The sequence below is a fragment of the Micromonospora sp. NPDC005161 genome, assembly GCF_053599855.1.
This window is the reverse complement of the sequence record NZ_JBSFYQ010000007.1, coordinates 66,346-84,974: the sequence shown is the minus strand read 5'-3', so window position 1 is coordinate 84,974 and position 18,629 is coordinate 66,346. Positions and strand designations below refer to the sequence as shown.

Sequence of the window (18,629 nt, the reverse complement as noted above, 5' to 3'; positions counted from 1 at the left end):
GGGATCCGCCGAGGGCAGAACGAACACCACCGTCCCGGCCGGTCGCCACCCAGGCGCCCCTCAGTGGGGCAGGGTAGATTCTGCCAATGCCGGAGCTCGTGTACCCGCCCGTTATCGCCGCCGCCAAGACGATGTTCCGGGTCCTCGACCTGAGGATCACGATTGAGGGCGCCCACCACGTACCCCGCACCGGCGGGGCGGTGGTGGCCAGCAACCACGTCAGCTACCTCGACTTCATCTTCGCCGGGCTGGGTGCGAACGCGTCGGGTCGCCTCGTCCGGTTCATGGCCAAGGAGTCGGTCTTCGCACACAAGATCTCCGGCCCGCTGATGCGCGGGATGCGGCACATCCCGGTGGACCGGCAGGCCGGTGCCGCCTCGTTCCGCGCCGCCGTGGCCGCGCTCAAGCGCGGCGAGGTCGTCGGCGTCTTCCCGGAGGCGACGATCAGCCAGTCGTTCACGGTCAAGGAGCTCAAGAGCGGCACCGTCCGGATGGCCCGGTCGGCGAAGGTGCCGGTGCTGCCGGTCGCGCTGTGGGGCACCCAGCGCCTCTGGACGAAGGGACGCCCGCGCACCCTCACCCGCCGGCACACGCCGATCAGCATCCTGATCGGCGAGCCGATCGACCCGGTGGATTTCCCGGACCCGAACGTGCTCGCCGCCGAGTTGACGACCCGCCTCAGCGCGCTCGTCGACCGGGCGCAGCGGGAGTACCCGGACGCGCCGGCCGGCCCGGACGACACCTGGTGGCTGCCGGCGCACCTGGGCGGCAGCGCGCCGACCCCGGAGGAGGCCGCCGCCCTGGACGCCGCCGCCGAGCACCGCACCCCCAGCGCCTGACGACTTCGGGCGTGGCCGGATCGTTCCGCATCCGGGCATGATGGTGTCTGCCGTCGGGGCGGTCCTGCGGTCAGGATCGGAGCCATGAGCAGAGCAGCACTCGTCGTGATCGACGCCCAGGAGTCCTTCCGTCAGCGCCCCATCTGGGCGTACGGCTCCAACCCCGACCTGGTCCGGCAGGTCGACCGGCTGGTCGCCGCCGCCCGCGAGCGCGGCGATCTGGTGGTCTGGGTCCTGCACTCGGAGCCCGGCACGGGCGGGGTCTTCGACCCGGCCCTCGGGCACGTGCGGCTGATCGACGGGCTGGTCCCGGTCGAGGGTGAGCCGACGTTGGTCAAGACCGCGCACAACGCGTTCACCACCACCAACCTCCAGCAACTGCTCACCGTGGCAGGCGTGCACGACCTCACCGTCTGCGGCATCCGCACCGAGCAGTGCGTCGAGACCACCACCCGGGTCGGCGCCGACCTCGGCTACCGGATGACCTTCGTCACCGACGCCACGCTGACCTTCCCCATTCCGCACCGGGACCTGCCGGAGACCGCCACGGTCGAGGAGATCCTCGCCGACCCGCGCACCCTGAGCAACGAGGAGATCGTCACCCGCACCGAGTACGCGCTGGCCGGCCGCTTCGCCACCATCCGGACGGTGGACGAGCTGATCGGCGCGACCTACGCCGGCGCCCGGGGCTGACTCAGTGACCCGGGTCGTCTTCCTGCTGGTCCCGCAGTTGCACCTGCTGGACCTCGCCGGGCCGGCTCAGGTCTTCTCCAGCGCCGCCGACCTCGGCTACGACTATCGGCTGCACTACGTCGCCGAGCGGGAGCAGGTGCCCACCGTGCAGGGCGTACCGCTGGTCGCCGACACCCGGTGGCCCGAGCTGACCCCGGAGGACCTGGTGCTGGTGCCGGGCTGGCGGCCCGCGGCGCACGGGCCGCAGGGGCCGGTCTCGCCCGTCGACCTGCGCCGGTTGGCCGATCACCACGCCGCCGGCGGCACCGTGGCGAGCGTCTGCGCCGGCGCGTACGCCCTCGGCCGGGCCGGGCTGCTCGACGGCCGGCGCTGCACCACCCACCACGAGGTGCAGGACGACCTCGCCCGTCGGCATCCGGCGGCGCGGGTGGCCCGCGACGTGCTGTACGTGGTCGACGACCGGGTGGTCACCTCGGCGGGCATCGCCAGCGGCATCGACGTGGCGTTGCACCTGGTGGCCACCCGGCACGGCCCGGCGGTCGCCGCCCGGATCGCCCGCACGCTGGTCGTCTACGCGCGGCGCAACGGGCACGAGCAGCAGGCCAGCGCGATGATGCGACACCGCTCGCACCTCTCCGACGCGGTGCACCAGGTGCAGGACATGATCGACAGCCGGTACGCAGAGACGCTGCCGCTGGCCGAGCTGGCCGCCTCCGGAGGCGTGGCCGAGCGGACGCTGACCCGGCTGTTCCGCGCGACCACCGGGCTCACTCCGCTCGGCTACCAGCAGCTGCTGCGGGTGGAACGCGCCGAGCACCTGATCGGGCACGGCGCGACGGTGGAGGCCGCGGCGCGGACCGTCGGTTTCACTGACGCCCGGATGCTGCGCCGCCTGCGAGCCCGCTCCACCGGGTCGGCTCCGGCCCTGAGCGGTAGTAGTCGTCCCGGGATCGGAACTCCACCGGCAGCGAGCCGGGCAGGGTGACCCGGGAGTCCCCGGCGAGCAGCGCGGGGCCGGCCCGCAGCAGCAGCACGTCGCGCTCCTGCGTGGAGAGGTCGACCAGCTGCGGGCGGGTGAGCCGGAACATCGCCACCGCCCGGCGGACCTGCCGGGCCAGCGCGGCGACCTCCCCGGCGGCTCCGCCGAGGGCCAGCGCCGGCTGTTGGATGGTGCGCAGCGCGTCGCAGACGATCAGCAGCTGCTCGGGCCCGTCCGGGCCGGCCGGCGGCAGCTCCAACCGGGACGGCCACCGCCAGCGGATCTGCCCGCTCATCAGGCCGGCCGGTCGACCCGCCGCTCGGCGCGGGGGCGTCTCGTCGGCGACCAGGGACAGTTGCGCCCCGGTGCCCACCCAGCAGATCCGTTGGTCGGTGACGGTCACCGACACCGGCCCCGGGAGCCGCCAGCCGCGCCGCGCCTCGGTCGGCCCGAGCAGGTAACCCGCGATCAGCAACCGGTACCGGCCGAGCACCTTCTCACCGGGCACCGGTCGCAGGGCGTAGCGGCGGTCGAGGATCGGCCCCGCATCATCATCCGGCGCGTCGAACCGGTGGGGACCGATGAAGAAGGGGGACGCGTCGGCGTGCATCGTCACGACCTCCCGGGTCAGCTTGGTGTGCGTTGAGCCTCGCGGATCCGGGGGGGCCGTGTCATGACGCCCGTTAGGGGGTCGGCCGGTCGTGCGTCGCCTGTGACCGGTAGATGCCGATCTCCTCCGGGCGGACGAGGCCGTCCTCGATCGCCCGGGCGAGCAGCGCCGCCTTTGTGGCGGCCGGCCGCCCGCTCGGGTGTACTTGATCCGCGCACGGTCGACGTACTGCTTCACCGTGTGTTCGCTGATCCGCATCCGACGGGCCACCGACGCCTTGGACATCGACTGGAACCAGAGCAGCAGCGCCTCGCGCTCCTTGTCGGACAGCATCGGCCGGTCCGGCCGCGGGTCGCCGACCATCGCGCCGGCCAGCGCGGGCGGCACGTACGGGCGGTCGCTCGCCGCGGCCAACACGGTCGCCACGCAGTGCTCGCGGCCCTCGTGCTTGGCCAGGAACGCCACCGCTCCGGCGTCCAACGCGGCCAGCATCGTCTCCGGGTCGGTGTGCTCGGAGTAGACCACCACCCGCCGCCCGGTGGCGCTCAGCTCGGCCAGCTTGTCCAGCGCCATCCGGCCGTGCAGTCGCAGGTCGAGCAGGACCACGTCGGCGTCCGGCGCCGCCCGCAACACCTCGTCCGGGTCGTCCCCGGTGGACAGCACGGTCAGCCTGGGCTCGCTGGCGAGCCAAACGCGGACGCCCTCGACAACCACCGGGTGGTCGTCGACGATCGCCACCCCGACCGTCCGGTCGCCGGTCATCTCCGCCACCGGGTCTGCGCCCATCTGATGTCCCCGTCCCGTTCGTAGAGGTGCTGCACCGGCCCGTCGTCGTGCTCCCCGGGCGGCGGGCCGGTCGCGTCCGGCCCCTCCCGGTCGGGTGTGACCAGGCTGACCACGACATCGTCCGGGCCGGAGACGACGGTCAGTCGGGCCCAGCCCCGGGCGTCGGCGAGGATGCCGGTGAGCGGGTCGGCGAGCCGGCGGCGGATCTCCACCGGCAGCGGTGGCGGGTTGCCGATGGTGACCAGGTCGATCGGCAGCCCGTTGCGTTCGGCCAGGTCGGCGGCGGCGCGCAGCTCGTGCAGCAGCGGGTCGGGCACGTCGTCGGATTCGGCGATCAGGCGGCGCAGCCGGGCCGCGGCCAGCACGCACCGGCGCTGCACCTCCGGGTCGTCCGGATCGGCCTGCCCGTCGGCCAGTTCCCCGAGCACCCGCCCGGCCGCCACGCCGACCAGGGCGAGCCGGTCCCGACGTTCCCGCAGGCCCTGTTCGGCGGCGTCCCGTTCCGCGGCCATCGCGTGCATGGCGGCCGCCGAGGCGGCCCGTTCGCGGGCCAGGCCGACGATCGTCGCGCCTCCCACGAAGACCGCCACCGGCAGCGAGAAGGTGCCGTAGACGTACATCGTGTAGCGGGCCAGGTCGGCCGGATCGTGGCCGTGCCCGAGCACGGCGACCAGGGCGATCACCGCGTGCGTGGTCAGCAGCGCGACGAGCCCGGTGACCCGCCGGCCCCACATCGCCAGCAGGAAGAACCAGCCGAGGGTGCTCCACACCCAGTTGGCGGCGGCGAACAGGTGTTGTTCACCAACCGCCGCGAAGACCGCCGCGTCGACGGCGAGCAGCAGCGCGGCGAAAGGCCACGGCGGCAGCGGCGCCCCGCGCAGCAGCCGTACCCCGGCCACCACCCCGGCCCCGGCGACCAGCAGCCAGCCGCCGAGCACCACCGCCGGCGCGGCGAAGTCCGCGCGGGCGCCCAGCACCGCGGGCAGACCGATCGCGATGTGCCAGGCCAGCGCTATCGCGACGGAGACAATCCGGGCACCCCGGTCGGAGGCGTGCGCCACGGCCGCCGGCGCGGCGAGCACCGCCTTGGGTGCCGGGCCCCGGGGCGCTGGCACGCTGGCCCGACCCGGCTGCGGATCCGTGGCCCCGGGCGCCGCGGTGCGGTCCGTCGAGGCGCCGAGGGTCAGCCGACACCGGGCCACTCCAGCCGGATCGTGGTGCCCGCGCCGGGGGCGGAGCGGACCTCGGCCCGCCCGCCGACCGCCGCCATCCGGCCGCGGATCGACTCTCGCAGCCCGTACCGGTGTGGGGGGACACCGGCCGGGTCGAAGCCGGGGCCGTCGTCGGTCACCTCGACCACGACGGCGATCGCGTCCCGGGTCATCCGCAGCGTGACGTGTGCGCCCGGCGCGTGCCGGACCACGTTGGACAGCGCCGCGTAGGCGCTCTCGGTGATCGCGTCGGCCACACCGGCGGGCACCGCGCACGACGCCAGCTCCAGAGGCCCACCCGCAGCTCGGGCAGTCGGTCGGGCACCGTCCGCAGCCGCCCGTCCAGGGGCACCGGGCCGTCACCGGGCACCGGGCCGGCGTCGGTCAGCGCGACGAGGGTACGCAGGTCGGCCGCGCACCGCTCGCGCAACGCGGCGGATGGCCCGGGCACCGCGCCGAGCCCCACCATGGTCAACGTGCCGAGGACCGTGTCGTGCAGGTCGCGGTTCTGCCGCCGCTCGGCCTCCCGGGCGGCCCGGGCGATCAACGCGTCCCGGGTCAGCCGCTGGTGCTCGGCGAACGCCCGGTCCGCCCGCCCGATCCGGTGGCGCATCACCGACGTCATCATCGCCGTGCAGGCGGTCTGCACCAGCAGGGTGGCCGCGTGCGCCCGGGCCTCGGCGGGATTGCCGGCCCCGTGCGCCCCCATCGCGTACGCGGCGGTGACCAGCAGCCCGGCCGGGACCGACCAGCGTGCCGGAGCGGTGGCCTGCGCGTTGATCACCGTGGTGCTGGCCAGCACCGCGATCCAGCTGCCCTCGCCGGGCAGCACCCCGGGCGCCACCAGGCGGGGGATGAGCAGGCAGGCCACGGTTGTCACCGCGACGTCACCGGCGACCAGGGTCGGGGTGATGCCGTGGCGCATCGCGCGGCCGGCGTACCAGAGCGACCAGCCGGTCAGCACGGCCACGCCGGGCAGGAGCAGGGCGGGCTCGACCGGCGGGGTACGTACCGACAGCGCCACCACCGCGCCGACCAGCCCGCAGGTGAGCCGCAGCAGCGCCGGCAACGTGGTGAAGATGAGGCTGAACGCGCCGCCGGCCGGATTGTCCAGCGCAGGTGGCGACGCGGTCGGGGTGGCAACGGCCGGCATCGGGAAGTGTCCTTCCGACAACGACCCGGTCCGGGTCCGCGCGGCGGAGATCGACATCGGAGAATAGCATGGTCGATGGCAAGCAATCACCCATTGTGCCCGGTGTGTCGCCGATGTGTCACTCCGTGCTGCGCGGCTGGAGCAGGTCCCAGCGGTTGCCGTAGAGGTCGGCGAAGACCGCGACCGAGCCGTACGCCTCGTGCCGCGGCTCCTCCAGGAACCGCACCCCGGCCGCGACCATCCGGGCGTGGTCCCGGGCGAAGTCCTCGGTGTACAGGAACAGGCCGACCCGACCGCCGGTCTGGTCGCCGATCCGGGCCCGCTGCTCGGCGCTGCTCGGCCGGGCCAGCAGCAGTGCCGTCTCCCGGGCGCCCGGCGGGCGGACCACCACCCATCGCGAGCCGTCCGGACGTGGGGTGTCCTCCACCAGCTCGAAGCCGAGGCCGCCGACGTAGAAGTCGATCGCCTCGTCGTACTCCCGTACCAGCAACGCGACCAGTCCCAGATGTGCCATCGGGTCATCATGCCGGCGGTCGGACGGCAACCCCGATCGGCGTTCGGCGGATGTGAGCTGCACCCGTCCAGCGCCGGCCTCGGTGCCCGCTGCGGAACCGGGCACGGTTCCCGCCCGTCCCATCACTCGGCGGAGAGGTGGTGAGCCGGATGCGCTCGGGCGGGACGGTACTGGCGGTGGCGCTGCTCGGCGTGGCGCTGGTCGGCGTGGCGGTGGTCGGCTACGCGGTCCGGGACGCCGGGCCGGGTCCGGGGGACGATCCCGGCCCGGCCCGGATCGTCGGGAAGTGGACCTCCTGCGCCGAGGCGGCACCATGGGCCGGCGCCGGTGTCGTGCTTCCGGCGCCGGACGGGGATGAGCCGGTGCCGCCCGGGGACGATCCGGCGATCGGACGGATCGACCCCGCGTTCACACCGGTCGCCGCAGTGCTCTGCGGCCGGGAGATACGGCCGCGCCCCGGCGGCGGTGCGGAGCAGGTGGCCACCGAGCGGCGTGCCGACGACATCGCCGCGCTGGTCGCCGCGCTGCGCCTGCCGGACCGGCGAACGGACGGGAAGATCGTCTGCACAGCCGACATGGTCGTCCCGCCCTGGCTGGCCCTGCTCGACGAGCGAGGTCGCTGGCTGCGCCCGTACCTGCCGAGGGACGTCTGCGGCAAGGCCCGCGTGGAGGTGCGCGCGGCGCTCGACGGGCTGCGGCTGACCACGGTGGACAGCCGTACCGTCGGGCGGGTCGGATCCCCGGCGGCCGAGGCCGCCGGCTGCGCGCGGCGGTGGGCGGACATGGTGTGGGTGGAGACCACGACGGGACGCCCCGGATGGCCCGCGCCGGCGACGGTCCCGGCCGTGGAGCCGCTGCGCCTCTGCGTCTACCAGGTGCCCGCGTCGGAGCGGGGCGGCGGCAAGCCGGCGGGTGAGTTCGCGTACGGCGGGCCGCTGACGCCCGAGCGGCAGGCGGCGGTGCTCCGCGCACTGGCCACCGCCGGACCGGCGACGACGTGCGTCACCCCGGCGTCGCGATTCGCGGTGCTGCGCCCGCTGGACGGCACCGGTGGACCCGACCGGTACGTGGAACTGGACGGCTGCCGACGCATCCTGGTCGTGCCGGCCACCGGCGGGGCACAGCTCGGGCAGGGCGACGTCACGCTGACCGAGCTGCTGGGCTGAGCAGGCCTTTGTTGGCTCTTTCCGTGATCTCGCCCGGAGTGGCGTTGCGGTCTGCTGGACTGGGACGGGGAGCGCGCCGGTGGGGTGAGGAGCAGTCGTGGGTTCGTTGGCCTGGTCAACCTATGTCGCCCCGGCCAAGCCGGTCGTGTCGACGGACCTGCCGCCGGGCGAGGGCCGCGAGATGTGGTCGCCTACCAGCTCCACGCTGATCTACGGAGACCGCGACGCCGTCCTGGTCGACGCGTTGCTCACCCTCGACGAGGGCCGGGCCCTGGCCGACTGGGTCGCGGCGAGCGGCAAAAACCTCACGACGATCTACATCACCCACGCCCACGGCGACCACTTCTTCGGGGCGGCCGCCGTGCTGGAGCGCTTTCCCCGGGCGCGGATGGTGGCACCCGTGAGCGTGGTGGACAAGATGCACGATCAGTTGGGGGAGCGGTGGCTCAACGATGTCTGGCGCAAGGGTTTCCCCGAGCAGATCGCCGAGCGTCCACCGATCGCCGAGCCGCTGGAGGACAACAACATCGACCTTGAGGGGGAGCGGTTGGTGGCGGTCGAGACCGGCCGCACCGACACCAACGGCACGAGCGTGCTGCACGTACCGTCGCGTGGTCTCGTCGTGGCCGGCGACGTGGTCTACAACGACGTCCACCTGTATCTCGGCGAGGCCGGCCACGGCGGGATCGGGGCCTGGCTCGACGCGCTCACCATTGTCAACTCATTGCGGCCGTGCGTGGTGATCGCCGGCCACAAACCCGACGGCGCCGACGACGACCCGCACAACGTCGAGGAGACCGCCAGCTACCTGCGGGAGGTCCAGGCAGCCGCGGAGCGGACGGAGAGCGCCGAGGAGTTGTACGACGCGATCATCGAGCGCTACCCGGACCGGATCAACCGCGCCGTGGCCTGGAAATCCGCCCACGCGCTCAAGAGCGAACCCAGGTGACCGGCACCATCGCGGGGCCGCCAGCGAGACCGCGCGATAGCGCCTCGGGTGGAAGTCAGAGGTGCGACCTACCCTCCCGGCATGGCAGCCAGCATTGATCTGACGCTCGAGTCCACCGACGCCCGGGTGCTCGCCGCGTTCTGGAAGACGGCCGTGGGCTACGTCGACGAGCCGCCACCCGCGCCCTTCACCACCCGTGAGGAGTGGCTCGCGCAGTTCGACCTGCCGGAGGATGACCTGGCGGATGATGGTGCGTGGCTGTGCGATCCGGATGGCGTCGGCCCCCGCCTCTCCATCCTCAACGTTCCCGAGCCCAAGACGGCGAAAAACCGGCTCCACATCGACATCCGGCTGCCCGGCCACGGAAGCCCCGACGAGCAGTGGGCGCGGATCAAGGCGGAGTCGAAACGCCTGGTGAAGGCGGGCGGGAGTGTCCTGGAGGAAGTCGACGGCCACCACGTGGTGATGGCCGACCCGGAAGGCAACGAGTTCTGCGTGGCCGCAGCCGCAGCGTGGAGGGTCGCTCCAGAGCCACGCGCCAGCACCGTCCTGGGTAGCGTTGGCGGCGTGGCTGACGCAGTCGTGATCCCCGGCCGTACGTTCGGACCTGGTGCGCCTCTCCTGATGTATGCCGGCGATGTCGCCGAACAGCGCGGTGCGACGGTGCACCGACACTCGTGGTCCGAGGAGCCAGCACGGCCGGACGCGCCGGAGATAGAAGGCTGGGTGCGCGGTCAAATCACTCCGCTGATCGACAGCGTCAGCGGTCGCCCGCTGCTGATCGCCAAGTCGCTCGGCACCAACGCGGCGGCCATCGCCGCCAAGCGGTCCCTGCCCGCGGTGTGGATCACGCCCGTACTCACCCTGCCATGGGTGGTTGACGCCCTGAGCCGGGCGACCGCACCGTTTCTCCTCGTCGGTGGCACGGCCGACAAGCTGTGGGACGGTGACGCCGCTCGCCGGCTGTCACCCCACGTGCTGGAGGTGCCCGAAGCGGATCACGGGATGTACGTACCGGGTCCGCTGACGGACTCGATCGCGGTGCTCAGCCGGGTCGTGGTCGCCGTGGACGAATTCCTCGACGGAATCGGCTGGCCGGGCGCCCCGACCTAATCAAATCCGCGGCAGTGGGGGTGCCTTGTCGCATCCGCTCGGTAGGGCCAGGCACATGGACGGGCAGGCAGGCAACGCACCTTGGTATCGGGCCGCGCGAAATTTCGTGCGGGAGGTTGAGAGGAAGGCCGGTGTTTAAGCCGGCGCCAGGCGGATTCCTCGGTCGGCAGGCAGTAGACCTTCGAGACGATGGCCCCGGCGTTGAGCGCCGGGGCCATCGAGCGAGCCCATCTAATCGCGATGGGTAGTGGTCATCAGTTCCCGGAATCCGGCGACAGGTACAGGTCGAACCACAGTCCCTGACCGTCAACCTCCAACTGCTGGCTGCTGCCCGAGGGGCTGGGCGGGCCGGCGTAGGTGCCTGTGAGCGTGTAGAGGCCCGGGTCGACGGCGAACTGATAGCCGCCGTCAGGGCCAGTGACAGCCTCGATCCCGACCGGCTCCAGCCGGATCGTCGCCTCCACCACCGGCAGCCAGGTGGTCGTGTCGATCGCCTGGCCCCTGAGGCTCCACATGACGGACACCGTGAAGGATCCCTGCGTCAGGGGACTGAGCCGGCCCCGGCGGTCGACCGCCACCGCGTACACCGGACGCTCACCGCTCACGTTGCCGACGTCGATCGTCACAGTGGCGGCACCATCACGCCCCGACCGGACCACGCTGCCCAGGTTGGTGTCACCGACGCTGTACCTGTAGCTGGTCACCGAGGTGTCACCGTTCGCGTCGAACCTGATGGCGAGCTGGCCGCCTTCGACCACGCTGTCCCCGTTCGGGAAGCTGATCGTCGGCTGGAGGGGAGCCTTCGTCTTGACCGAACCCGTGACGGCCGCGGACGCGGGGGGCGCCAGCAGCATCGAACCGACGGCCAACAGCACCAGCGACGCGGTCATCGCAACGAGCCCACGGCGAGTAGAACGCTTGCGCGTGCCCGAGGTTGATCCAATTAACATTCAAGCCCCCGAATTCTCAAGACGTCATAGCGTGGTCAAGCTAGTCGGCAAAATGATCTCCGTCAACGTCTTTGCAGCCAGGAATGGCCCGCTGTTTCTTCGGGCGTTGCTGGTCGCCGTTGGTCGCTATTGGTCGGCCCTTGACGGCCCGGTGACGGCCCCTCAGCGGTCATCGTCGCCCTGTCGCACGGACAGCTTGGAAATCGGATTGAACTAGACCTTGGGTAACCGCATCATCTGCGGCGGGGTGGGTGCGCCCGGCAGGATTCGAACCTGCGGCCTTGGGATTAGAAGTCCCCTGCTCTATCCGCTGAGCTACGGGCGCGCGGCGTGGGTGTCGCGCCCAGAGGGTACCGCCGACCCGCCGGCCGGCGGGGAAAAGGGTGCCCGCGTCCACGTTGCCGAGCAGGGTCTCACGGAGGCCGGTTGACTGGCATCCGGGTTCCCACGGACCGACCCGCCGCAGGCCCGTACCCTCGGCTGGTGCTGCTGGACCCCGACGCCGAGAACGACGTCGCCTACGAGCTGTGCCAGATCGTGGGCCGTGCCATCCTGCCGTACCGGTCGTCGGACGCCACCGGCCAGCGCTTCGGCACCGCGTTCTTTTTCCAGGGCACCGACGACCCGGTGGGGGAGTCGCTGCTGACGGCGGCCGACCTGACCGGCACGCCGGATGGGGAGTTGGGCCTGCGGGCGAGCGTCACCGAGCCGGCCGGGGTCGCGCCGGACGCCGTCGCGGACGCCGAGATGAGGCTTGGCTGGGCGCGCTTCCCGGGGGACGGCGTCGCGGTGCTGCCCACCGGCGGGCTGCACCGGTACGCCGGTGACGGCGGCTGGCGGTGGCGGGTGCAGCCGGTGCCCGCCGGGATCGCCGCCGGGCCCGAGGTGGTCGCCCGCCTCGGCGCCGACGCCAGTTCCGCTTTCGTGCTGGCCCATGGGGTACGCGAGGACGGGTCGCGGCCACTGGAGGTGGCCATCGAGCGGGTGGTCCGCGACGGGGACGCCGTGCGGATCACCACTGAACTGCCGCCGGGGTACGTCGGGGCGCCGGTCTTCATTGTGCAGGCGGACCCGGTCGGGGAGGTGTCGCTGTACTGCCTGGGCCTGGTGCTGCCCGGCGTCGGCGCTCACCCGGTGGCGACCTTCGACCGGATCCGGGCCGTTCTTCCGGCGACACCCGGCGACTGAGACACGCCACTCGGCGGGTGGCGCGGCGAGCCGTGGCCCGGCCGGGTCAGCCGCCCGCCGTCGCCGCACCTGCCGGATCGGACGCGGGACGCCGGCTTTCCGGCAGCTGGGCAGCGTCGTCGGTCGCCACGTCGTCGGCCGGGGCGGTGGGGCCAGCGGCGAGGAACGTCTCGGCCCACCGGCCGACCTCGTCGAAGACCTTTCGGCGTACGGCGGGGCCGGAGAGCGTGAGGTCGTGCAGCCCGCCGTCGAAGCGGGCCAGGGTGACGTGCCGGCCGAGGCGGGGCGCATACCGCACCATGTGCTCCACGTCCAGCACGGCGTCGGCCAGCGTGGCGCTGTCGTGCCACTTGGTGCCCCGGAACGAGCGGGTCGAGCAGGCCAGCAGCACCGGCACCTGGATGTCCAGCCCGGCGCGCAGCCGGCGTTGGCCGGTGCGGATCGCGTTCAGCCAGCCGGCCCGGACCGGGAACCCGGCCAGCGGCTTCCACGCCAGGTCGTAGGTCCACTCGCCCCGGTGGTCGGTGTGGAGGCTCTCGCCGTACACCGTGCCCAGCCCGAACGGCACGATGCGGTGCGGCGCCCGGCGGCCCAGCCGGGAGACGGCGGCCGCGAGGGGTCTGCGCACCGCCCAGGGGGCGTTCAGGTCGAAGAAGGGGCTGTTGAGCACCAGGCCGTCGACGGTGCCGGCGTCGCGGCGGGCGTCCGCCCAGAGCGAGGTGATCAGGCCGCCGGTGGAGTGGCCCATCGCCAGCAGGGTGTCGTGCTCGTCGTCGGTGCGGATGATCTCGGCGGCGGCGTCCAGCTCAGGGAAGTAGTCGCTGATGTCCTGGCAGAAGTTCGGGGTCTGGTGCGGGAGCAGGCTGCGACCGTACTTGCGCAGGTCGAGGGCGTAGAAGTCCCAGCCCCGCTCGGCGAAGGAGTCGGCCAGGTGGGTCTGGAAGAAGTAGTCGACGAAGCCGTGCACGTAGAGCACGGCCCGCCCGGTGGGGCGCTCGGCCCGCCGCCGGACCAGGGTCGCGACGACCGCGCCCTCGTCGTCGGTGCCCAGGTCGATCGTCTGCCGCTCGTACGGCGGCCCCAACACGTCCGGTTCCACGTTCGCGACGCTACGCCGCCAAGCTACCCGGCGGTAGTCCCCGGGATCCGGCCGCCCCGACCGGCCGTGCCAGCCGGCCGGCCGGGGCATGCGGGAGTACGCGTCAGACGGTTTCCGCGTCGGCGCGGCTCGGGTCGCCGGCGGGCAGCGCCTCGGGCTCCTCGGCCGGGTCGACCTGATCCCGCGGCTGGCTGACGTCGCGCAGGTGCTTGTTGTGCCGAGGCTCCTGGCGGGTCTTGGCGTCGTTGAGCCGCCGGCGCAGGTCGTCGCGGACGTCGTTGAGCGCGGCGTGCAGGTCCTCCTCGCCGGAGGTGGTGACGATCTTCTGCCGGCCGGCGATCCAGCACTCCAGGGTGACCTTCTGCCCCCGCGCCTCGCGGTCCTTCACCGACACCTCCAGCTCGGTGGCGTCGGCGTGGAAGCCGGCCAGCCGGGCGTCGAGGGTGGCGAACTGCTCGGCGATCCAGGCGCGGTCGCCCTGCGAGAACCCGGCGCCCACCCGCAGGCACTCGGCCACGGTGGCCGGGTTCGTCACGGCGCTCATCGCCGCGCCTCGCAAGCGGTTGCGGAGCCGATCGTGGTGATCATCATGGCGCTGACCTCTCGTCGACGTGGAGCTGTCGGTGGTGCTTGATCAAGTCCATACCCAGGTTGGTCGGACCCGGAAACCGCTGACGCCCGTCCGGGTGGGTCGGCCGTACCACATCCGGGCCTGATCAGGGCGTTGTCCACAGGTGGCGTCGTTGTCCACAGGTCGGGGGTGGGGTGCTGGCGAGGACCGTCCGCCGCGTCGAGGCTCGGTGTCGAGTCGACTCGCGCTGGCAGGCCCCCGATCCCCCTGGAGGGACGATGTTCGACACCTACGTGACAATTGTCGGCAATGTGCTGACCACGCCCGAGTGGCGGCGTACCACCCAGAGCAACACCCTGGTGGCCAACTTCAAGGTCGCCTCCACCGCCCGCCGGCTCGACCGGGACAGCGGCCGCTGGGTCGACGGGAACTCGCTCCGGGTCCGCGTCAACTGTTGGCGCAAGCTCGCCGAGGGGGTGGCCGCCTCGGTGATGGTCGGCGACCCGGTGGTGGTCTGCGGCCGGCTCTACACCCGCGACTGGACCGACGACGCCGGCAACCACCGCACCCTTTACGAGCTGGAGGCCGTCGCCGTCGGCCACGACCTGTCCCGGGGTCGGGCGCGGTTCCTGCGCAACCGCCCGAGCATGACCACCAGCACGACGGAGGACGCGGAGGCGGAGAGCCGGGTGCACGGCGAGCCCACCGAGCCGGTCCCGGCCGGGCAGACGCCCGTCCTGCCCGACGACCGCCCGCTCGACGACGACTTCGAGCTGTCCGACTTCGGCGCGCTGCGTCCCGGCCCGTTCAGCGCGGCCGGCCCGGTCGACGACGCTTCCCTCAGCGTCGGCGGCGCGCAGGGCGGCGACACCGACGGCCCGGCTGGGCTCGACGACGACGAGTTGGCGTTCCCTCTCGGGGCTGACGACGACCAGTCGGACGACGACCGGCCGGACGACGACCGGCCGGACGACGAGTTGGGGCCGGTGCCGGACGAGGGCCGGCCGGAGCCCACGCCGTCCGGCCGGGGACGGCGTGGCCGGGGGCGGGTCCCGCAACCGGTCTGACCCCTCGGCTCGGCCATCCCGGCTGTCGTGGACGACGGCCCGGGTGGCGGCCAGGCGGCGGCGCGAGCGGTGTGCGGGCAGCACCGGTGCCGCGACCTCCGCGCCCACCACCCGCTCCCGGCGGGTGCTCCGCGACATGTCACGAACGGGGGCGGGGTGGCGACGCGACCGGCGTCGTCACCCCGCGTGACGCCCCTGGCCCGGCCCTCCACACCCAGCGCCGCCCTGCTTCCGGCCTCTGCCGCACCTGCCACCGCCCCGCTGCCCGGCGCGGCGAGCAGCCTGGACGGGGTGGGCCGGGGCGTGCCGGGCCAGGTTGGTTCACGGGACGCTCGTCTAGGCTGGCCGGCCGGAGGTGGTGCGCGTGCGACGGACAGCGCCGGTGGCGAACGCGGTGGGGCTGCTGGCCGGGTACGCGCTGGACAGGCTGCTCGGCGACCCACGCCGGTGGCACCCGGTGGCCGGCTTCGGGCAGGTCGCCGGCGCGCTGGAGCGGCGGCTCTACCGACCGGACCGGACGGCCGGGGCGGTGTTCACCGCGCTGGCCGTTGGTGGGCCGGTGCTGCTCGGGGCGGCCGCTGCGGCAGCCACCCGGCACCGGCCGGTGACCCGGGCGGTGCTCGTCGCCGCCGGCACCTGGACCGTGCTGGGCGGTCGCACCCTGCGGCACGAGGCCACCACCATGGGTGGGGCGCTGCGCGACGGCGACCTGCCCGCCGCCCGGCGACGCCTCGGTCACCTCTGCGGTCGGGACCCGTCGACTCTGGGCGAGTCGGAACTGGCCCGGGCCACCGTCGAGTCGGTCGCGGAGAACACCTCCGACGCGGTGGTCGCCCCTCTGGTCTGGGGCGCGGTCGCCGGCCTGCCCGGGCTGCTGGGCTACCGCGCGGCCAACACCCTCGACGCGATGGTCGGGCACCGGTCGGCGCGCTACGCGCGGTTCGGCACCCCCGCCGCCCGGCTCGACGACCTGCTCAACCTGGTGCCGTCCCGGCTGACCGGGCTGCTCACCATCGCCGTCGCGCCGGTCGCGAACGGCGACCGGGAACGCGCATGGCGGGTGTGGCGGCGCGACCGCAACGACCACCCGAGCCCCAACGCCGGTCAGTGCGAGGCGGCGATGGCCGGCGCGCTGGGGGTCCGCCTCGGCGGCCGCAACGTCTACTTCGGGCGCTCCGAGGTGCGCCCCTTCCTGGGCGACGGTCCCCGCCCCGAGGCGCGGCACCTCAGGCGTGCTGCCCGGATCTCCGGCGCGGTCGGCCTGGCCGCCCTCGGGCTGGCCGCCGCGTACCCGTTGACCGTCGGGCGTCTGGCCGCCGCCGTCGGGCGACGCGGGTGGAGCGCCGCCGTCGGGCGACGCGGGCTGGCCGGTGCTGGTGCCCGGCGCGGGCCGCGAGCCGTCGTGTCGGGGCGGGGGAGCGGGCGGTGAGCGGCGGGCTGCTGGTCGCCGGCACCACGTCCGACGCCGGCAAGAGTGTGCTGACCGCCGGCATCTGCCGCTGGCTGCACCGGCAAGGCGTGAAGGTGGCGCCGTTCAAGGCGCAGAACATGTCGAACAACTCGGCGGTGGTGGTCGGGCCGGACGGGCGTGGCGGCGAGATCGGCCGGGCCCAGGCCATGCAGGCCGCCGCCTGCGGCATCGCCCCCGACCTGCGCTTCAACCCGGTGCTGCTCAAGCCGGGCAGTGACCTGGCCAGCCAGGTCGTGCTGCTCGGCGAGGCGGTCGACACGATCACCGCCGGCACCTTCCGGCACCTGCGTCCCCGGCTCGCCGAGACCGCGTACGCGGCGCTGGCCGAGCTGCGGGCCGCGTACGACGTGGTGATCTGCGAGGGCGCCGGCAGCCCCGCCGAGATCAACCTGCGGGCCGGGGACTACGTCAACATGGGGTTGGCCCGGCACGCCAACCTGCCCACCATCGTGGTCGGCGACATCGACCGGGGCGGCGTCTTCGCCTCGATGTTCGGCACCGTGGCCCTGCTCGACCCGGCCGACCAGGCGCTGATCGCCGGCTTCGTGATCAACAAGTTCCGGGGCGACCTCGGCCTGCTCCAGCCGGGGCTGGACATGCTGCGCCACGTCACCGGCCGCCCCACGTACGGGGTGCTGCCCTGGGCACTCGACCTCTGGCTCGACGCCGAGGACTCGCTCGCCTACGGTCGGGTGCTCGGCCGCCCGGCCGCCCCGCACGGCACCGAGTGGCTGGACGTGGCCGTCGTCCGGCTGCCCCGGATCAGCAACGCCACCGACGTGGAGGCGCTGGCCACCGAGCCGGGCGTCCGCGTACGCCTCACCGTCGAACCAGCCGAGCTGGCCGCCGCCGACCTGGTCGTCCTGCCCGGGTCCAAGTCGACCGTGGCGGACCTCGCCTGGCTACGCGAGACCGGCCTCGCCGACGCGGTCCTGGCCCACGCGGCGGCCGGCAAGCCACTGCTGGGTCTCTGCGGCGGCTTCCAGATGCTCGGGCGCGCGATCCACGATCCGGTGGAGAGCCGCCAGGGCAGCGTGCCAGGCCTCGGCCTGCTGCCCATCGAGATCACCTTCGATCCGCGCAAGACCGTCCGGCAGTCGGTGGGCACCGCCCACGGCGACCTGCCGGTCCACGGCTACGAGATCCACCACGGGTACGTCTCGCACACCGATCCGACCCTGGCCCCGCTGCTGACCGGGAGCGACGGTGCCGGCGAGGGCGCGGTGCTCGGCGTGGTGCACGGCACGCACTGGCATGGGGCGTTCGAGTCGGACGGCTTCCGCCGCCGCTTCCTCACCGAGGCGGCCCGGATGGCCGGGCGCACCGGGTTCCGGGTCGCACTCGACACCAGCTTCGCGGCCGCCCGGGAACGCTCGCTCGACCTGCTCGGCGACCTGGTGGAGGAACATCTGGACACCGACGCCCTCTGGCGCCTCATCGAGACCGGCCCGCCCGCCGGCCTGCCCTTCATCCCACCCGGTCCGCCACCGGCCTGACCGGCGACGCCGCCGGCTCGGTCACCGCTCCCCGGACCGGCGACGCCGCCCGTTCGGCCACCGCGTCCCCGGACCGGCGACGCCGCCCGTTCGGCCACCGCGTCCCCGGACCGGCGACGCCGCCCGTTCGGCCACCGCGTCCCCGGACCGGCGTCGGCGTCAGTGCCGGACGTCGGCGGGGCGGTCGGTGGTGGGAAGGCCGGCGGTGAGCCACGCGTCGACGCCGCCGATCATGTCGGTGGCCCGGCGCAGCCCGAGCGTCTGCAGGCTGGCGGCGGCCAGGCTGGAGCTGTAGCCCTCCCGGCACACCAGCACGATTTCCCGGTCGTAGCCGGTGGCCTCCGGAATCCGCCATTCGCTGGCCGGATCGAGTCGCCACTCCAGCACCGTCCGGTCGATGACGACCGCCCCGGGCAGGTCGCCCTGGTCGCGGCGCTGCATCTCGGTACGGGTGTCGACCAGCAGCGCGCCGCAGCGGACCGCCTCGACGGTCTGCTGCGGAGTCAGTCGGTGCAGCCCGGCGCGCGCCTGTTCGAGCAGGGCGTCGATGCCGGGGCTCATCACGTCTCGGAGCACCACCCGATCATGCCGATTCGGGTGCGCGTCGGGCGGCGAACGGGCCGCGCATCACCCGTCGTCGCCCCAAATCCCTCGGACGTGACGGTGCCCGGTCGTGGCGGTCAGCCGGACGAGTTGCGGCCACCTCGATCAGGCACGATCGACTCGGCTTCCTTGAAGTCGTGGTGTCCCTGTCGGTGGGATACCCCGGTTTCC

Annotated in this window: 17 protein-coding genes, 1 tRNA gene and 2 pseudogenes; 10 read left to right on the top strand and 10 right to left on the bottom strand. The window is 73.5% G+C overall.

Annotation, left to right across the window (positions count from 1 at the left end; all coding sequences use genetic code 11):
* Nucleotides 1–86: 86 nt before the first annotated feature.
* The 3 genes from ACWD5O_RS09295 to ACWD5O_RS09285 all read left to right on the top strand — a co-directional run bounded on the left by ACWD5O_RS09295 (nucleotide 87) and on the right by ACWD5O_RS09285 (nucleotide 2,517).
* Nucleotides 87–839: a lysophospholipid acyltransferase family protein gene (locus tag ACWD5O_RS09295; RefSeq protein WP_354963937.1), complete on the top strand. Its 753-nt coding sequence runs from the start codon at nucleotides 87–89 to the stop codon at nucleotides 837–839.
* Between the two features lie 84 nt (nucleotides 840–923).
* The gene (locus ACWD5O_RS09290; RefSeq protein WP_354963938.1) at nucleotides 924–1,532 is read left to right on the top strand and encodes an isochorismatase family protein; all 609 of its coding nucleotides are present in this window, start codon (nucleotides 924–926) and stop codon (nucleotides 1,530–1,532) included.
* Nucleotides 1,533–1,536: 4 nt separating this feature from the next.
* The gene (locus ACWD5O_RS09285; RefSeq protein WP_354963939.1) at nucleotides 1,537–2,517 is read left to right on the top strand and encodes a GlxA family transcriptional regulator; all 981 of its coding nucleotides are present in this window, start codon (nucleotides 1,537–1,539) and stop codon (nucleotides 2,515–2,517) included.
* Here the strand turns inward: ACWD5O_RS09285 and ACWD5O_RS09280 are convergent.
* From ACWD5O_RS09280 to ACWD5O_RS09260, 5 genes and pseudogenes are all read right to left on the bottom strand, one after another.
* On the bottom strand, nucleotides 2,399–3,121 hold the full coding sequence (locus ACWD5O_RS09280) for a hypothetical protein (RefSeq protein ID WP_450084991.1): 723 nt from the start codon (nucleotides 3,119–3,121) through the stop codon (nucleotides 2,399–2,401). The genes ACWD5O_RS09285 and ACWD5O_RS09280 overlap by 119 nt on opposite strands.
* Nucleotides 3,122–3,194: 73 nt before the next feature.
* A pseudogene (locus ACWD5O_RS09275) lies at nucleotides 3,195–3,907 on the bottom strand (response regulator).
* A complete protein-coding gene (locus tag ACWD5O_RS09270; RefSeq protein ID WP_450084990.1) occupies nucleotides 3,880–5,022 on the bottom strand; it encodes a hypothetical protein in 1,143 nt (380 codons plus the stop codon). Before ACWD5O_RS09270 ends, ACWD5O_RS09275 begins: the two are co-directional and overlap by 28 nt.
* Nucleotides 5,023–5,090: 68 nt before the next feature.
* Nucleotides 5,091–6,271, bottom strand: a pseudogene (locus tag ACWD5O_RS09265) (sensor histidine kinase).
* A 118-nt stretch (nucleotides 6,272–6,389) separates the two neighbouring features.
* The gene (locus tag ACWD5O_RS09260; RefSeq protein WP_450084989.1) at nucleotides 6,390–6,785 is read right to left on the bottom strand and encodes a VOC family protein; all 396 of its coding nucleotides are present in this window, start codon (nucleotides 6,783–6,785) and stop codon (nucleotides 6,390–6,392) included.
* Between the two features lie 140 nt (nucleotides 6,786–6,925).
* Between ACWD5O_RS09260 and ACWD5O_RS09255 the strand changes: the two genes are divergently transcribed.
* The 3 genes from ACWD5O_RS09255 (at nucleotide 6,926) to ACWD5O_RS09245 (ending at nucleotide 10,013) form a co-directional block, all read left to right on the top strand.
* Nucleotides 6,926–7,951 (top strand): hypothetical protein, encoded by a 1,026-nt coding sequence (locus ACWD5O_RS09255; protein ID WP_354963944.1) that lies wholly within the window; start codon nucleotides 6,926–6,928, stop codon nucleotides 7,949–7,951.
* Nucleotides 7,952–8,048: 97 nt separating this feature from the next.
* Nucleotides 8,049–8,900, top strand: a complete 852-nt coding sequence (locus ACWD5O_RS09250) for an MBL fold metallo-hydrolase (RefSeq protein WP_354963945.1) — start codon at nucleotides 8,049–8,051, stop codon at nucleotides 8,898–8,900.
* An 81-nt stretch (nucleotides 8,901–8,981) separates the two neighbouring features.
* The gene (locus ACWD5O_RS09245) at nucleotides 8,982–10,013 is read left to right on the top strand and encodes a VOC family protein (RefSeq protein WP_450084988.1); all 1,032 of its coding nucleotides are present in this window, start codon (nucleotides 8,982–8,984) and stop codon (nucleotides 10,011–10,013) included.
* 254 nt (nucleotides 10,014–10,267) lie between these two features.
* Here ACWD5O_RS09245 and ACWD5O_RS09240 read toward each other — a convergent pair whose 3' ends face one another.
* Entirely contained in the window at nucleotides 10,268–10,903 is a 636-nt protein-coding gene (locus ACWD5O_RS09240; protein ID WP_450084987.1) for a hypothetical protein, read from the bottom strand.
* Between the two features lie 312 nt (nucleotides 10,904–11,215).
* Nucleotides 11,216–11,288 (bottom strand) — tRNA-Arg (locus ACWD5O_RS09235).
* Nucleotides 11,289–11,446: 158 nt separating this feature from the next.
* Between ACWD5O_RS09235 and ACWD5O_RS09230 the strand changes: the two genes are divergently transcribed.
* Nucleotides 11,447–12,151 (top strand): hypothetical protein, encoded by a 705-nt coding sequence (locus ACWD5O_RS09230; protein ID WP_387326156.1) that lies wholly within the window; start codon nucleotides 11,447–11,449, stop codon nucleotides 12,149–12,151.
* A 46-nt stretch (nucleotides 12,152–12,197) separates the two neighbouring features.
* Here the strand turns inward: ACWD5O_RS09230 and ACWD5O_RS09225 are convergent, their stop codons facing one another.
* Nucleotides 12,198–13,250, bottom strand: coding sequence for an alpha/beta hydrolase (locus tag ACWD5O_RS09225; protein ID WP_450084986.1), 1,053 nt, complete (start codon nucleotides 13,248–13,250; stop codon nucleotides 12,198–12,200).
* Between the two features lie 103 nt (nucleotides 13,251–13,353).
* Nucleotides 13,354–13,794, bottom strand: coding sequence for an HPF/RaiA family ribosome-associated protein (locus ACWD5O_RS09220; RefSeq protein ID WP_387326159.1), 441 nt, complete (start codon nucleotides 13,792–13,794; stop codon nucleotides 13,354–13,356).
* A gap of 305 nt (nucleotides 13,795–14,099) precedes the next feature.
* On the opposite strand from ACWD5O_RS09220, the gene ACWD5O_RS09215 reads away from it, so the two are divergent.
* The 3 genes from ACWD5O_RS09215 to ACWD5O_RS09205 all read left to right on the top strand — a co-directional run bounded on the left by ACWD5O_RS09215 (nucleotide 14,100) and on the right by ACWD5O_RS09205 (nucleotide 17,855).
* Nucleotides 14,100–14,888 (top strand): single-stranded DNA-binding protein, encoded by a 789-nt coding sequence (locus tag ACWD5O_RS09215; RefSeq protein WP_354963951.1) that lies wholly within the window; start codon nucleotides 14,100–14,102, stop codon nucleotides 14,886–14,888.
* A 364-nt stretch (nucleotides 14,889–15,252) separates the two neighbouring features.
* Nucleotides 15,253–16,317, top strand: coding sequence for a cobalamin biosynthesis protein (locus ACWD5O_RS09210; protein ID WP_354963952.1), 1,065 nt, complete (start codon nucleotides 15,253–15,255; stop codon nucleotides 16,315–16,317).
* Nucleotides 16,314–17,855: a cobyric acid synthase gene (locus ACWD5O_RS09205; protein WP_354963953.1), complete on the top strand. Its 1,542-nt coding sequence runs from the start codon at nucleotides 16,314–16,316 to the stop codon at nucleotides 17,853–17,855. The genes ACWD5O_RS09210 and ACWD5O_RS09205 overlap by 4 nt, the downstream gene beginning before the upstream one ends.
* Before the next feature lie 159 nt (nucleotides 17,856–18,014).
* Here the strand turns inward: ACWD5O_RS09205 and ACWD5O_RS09200 are convergent, their stop codons facing one another.
* Nucleotides 18,015–18,416: a rhodanese-like domain-containing protein gene (locus tag ACWD5O_RS09200; RefSeq protein ID WP_354964019.1), complete on the bottom strand. Its 402-nt coding sequence runs from the start codon at nucleotides 18,414–18,416 to the stop codon at nucleotides 18,015–18,017.
* Nucleotides 18,417–18,629 lie beyond the last annotated feature (213 nt).

What these genes read in the sequence shown, in the direction of transcription:
- ACWD5O_RS09295 (WP_354963937.1), top strand. Translation starts at nt 87, where the DNA reads ATGCCGGAGCTCGTGTACCCGCCCGTTATCGCCGCCGCCAAGACGATG.
- ACWD5O_RS09290 (WP_354963938.1), top strand. Translation starts at nt 924, where the DNA reads ATGAGCAGAGCAGCACTCGTCGTGATCGACGCCCAGGAGTCCTTCCGT.
- ACWD5O_RS09280 (WP_450084991.1), bottom strand. Translation starts at nt 3,121, where the DNA reads ATGCACGCCGACGCGTCCCCCTTCTTCATCGGTCCCCACCGGTTCGAC.
- ACWD5O_RS09260 (WP_450084989.1), bottom strand. Translation starts at nt 6,785, where the DNA reads ATGGCACATCTGGGACTGGTCGCGTTGCTGGTACGGGAGTACGACGAG.
- ACWD5O_RS09245 (WP_450084988.1), top strand. Translation starts at nt 8,982, where the DNA reads ATGGCAGCCAGCATTGATCTGACGCTCGAGTCCACCGACGCCCGGGTG.
- ACWD5O_RS09240 (WP_450084987.1), bottom strand. Translation starts at nt 10,903, where the DNA reads ATGACCGCGTCGCTGGTGCTGTTGGCCGTCGGTTCGATGCTGCTGGCG.
- ACWD5O_RS09220 (WP_387326159.1), bottom strand. Translation starts at nt 13,794, where the DNA reads ATGAGCGCCGTGACGAACCCGGCCACCGTGGCCGAGTGCCTGCGGGTG.
- ACWD5O_RS09215 (WP_354963951.1), top strand. Translation starts at nt 14,100, where the DNA reads ATGTTCGACACCTACGTGACAATTGTCGGCAATGTGCTGACCACGCCC.
- ACWD5O_RS09200 (WP_354964019.1), bottom strand. Translation starts at nt 18,416, where the DNA reads ATGAGCCCCGGCATCGACGCCCTGCTCGAACAGGCGCGCGCCGGGCTG.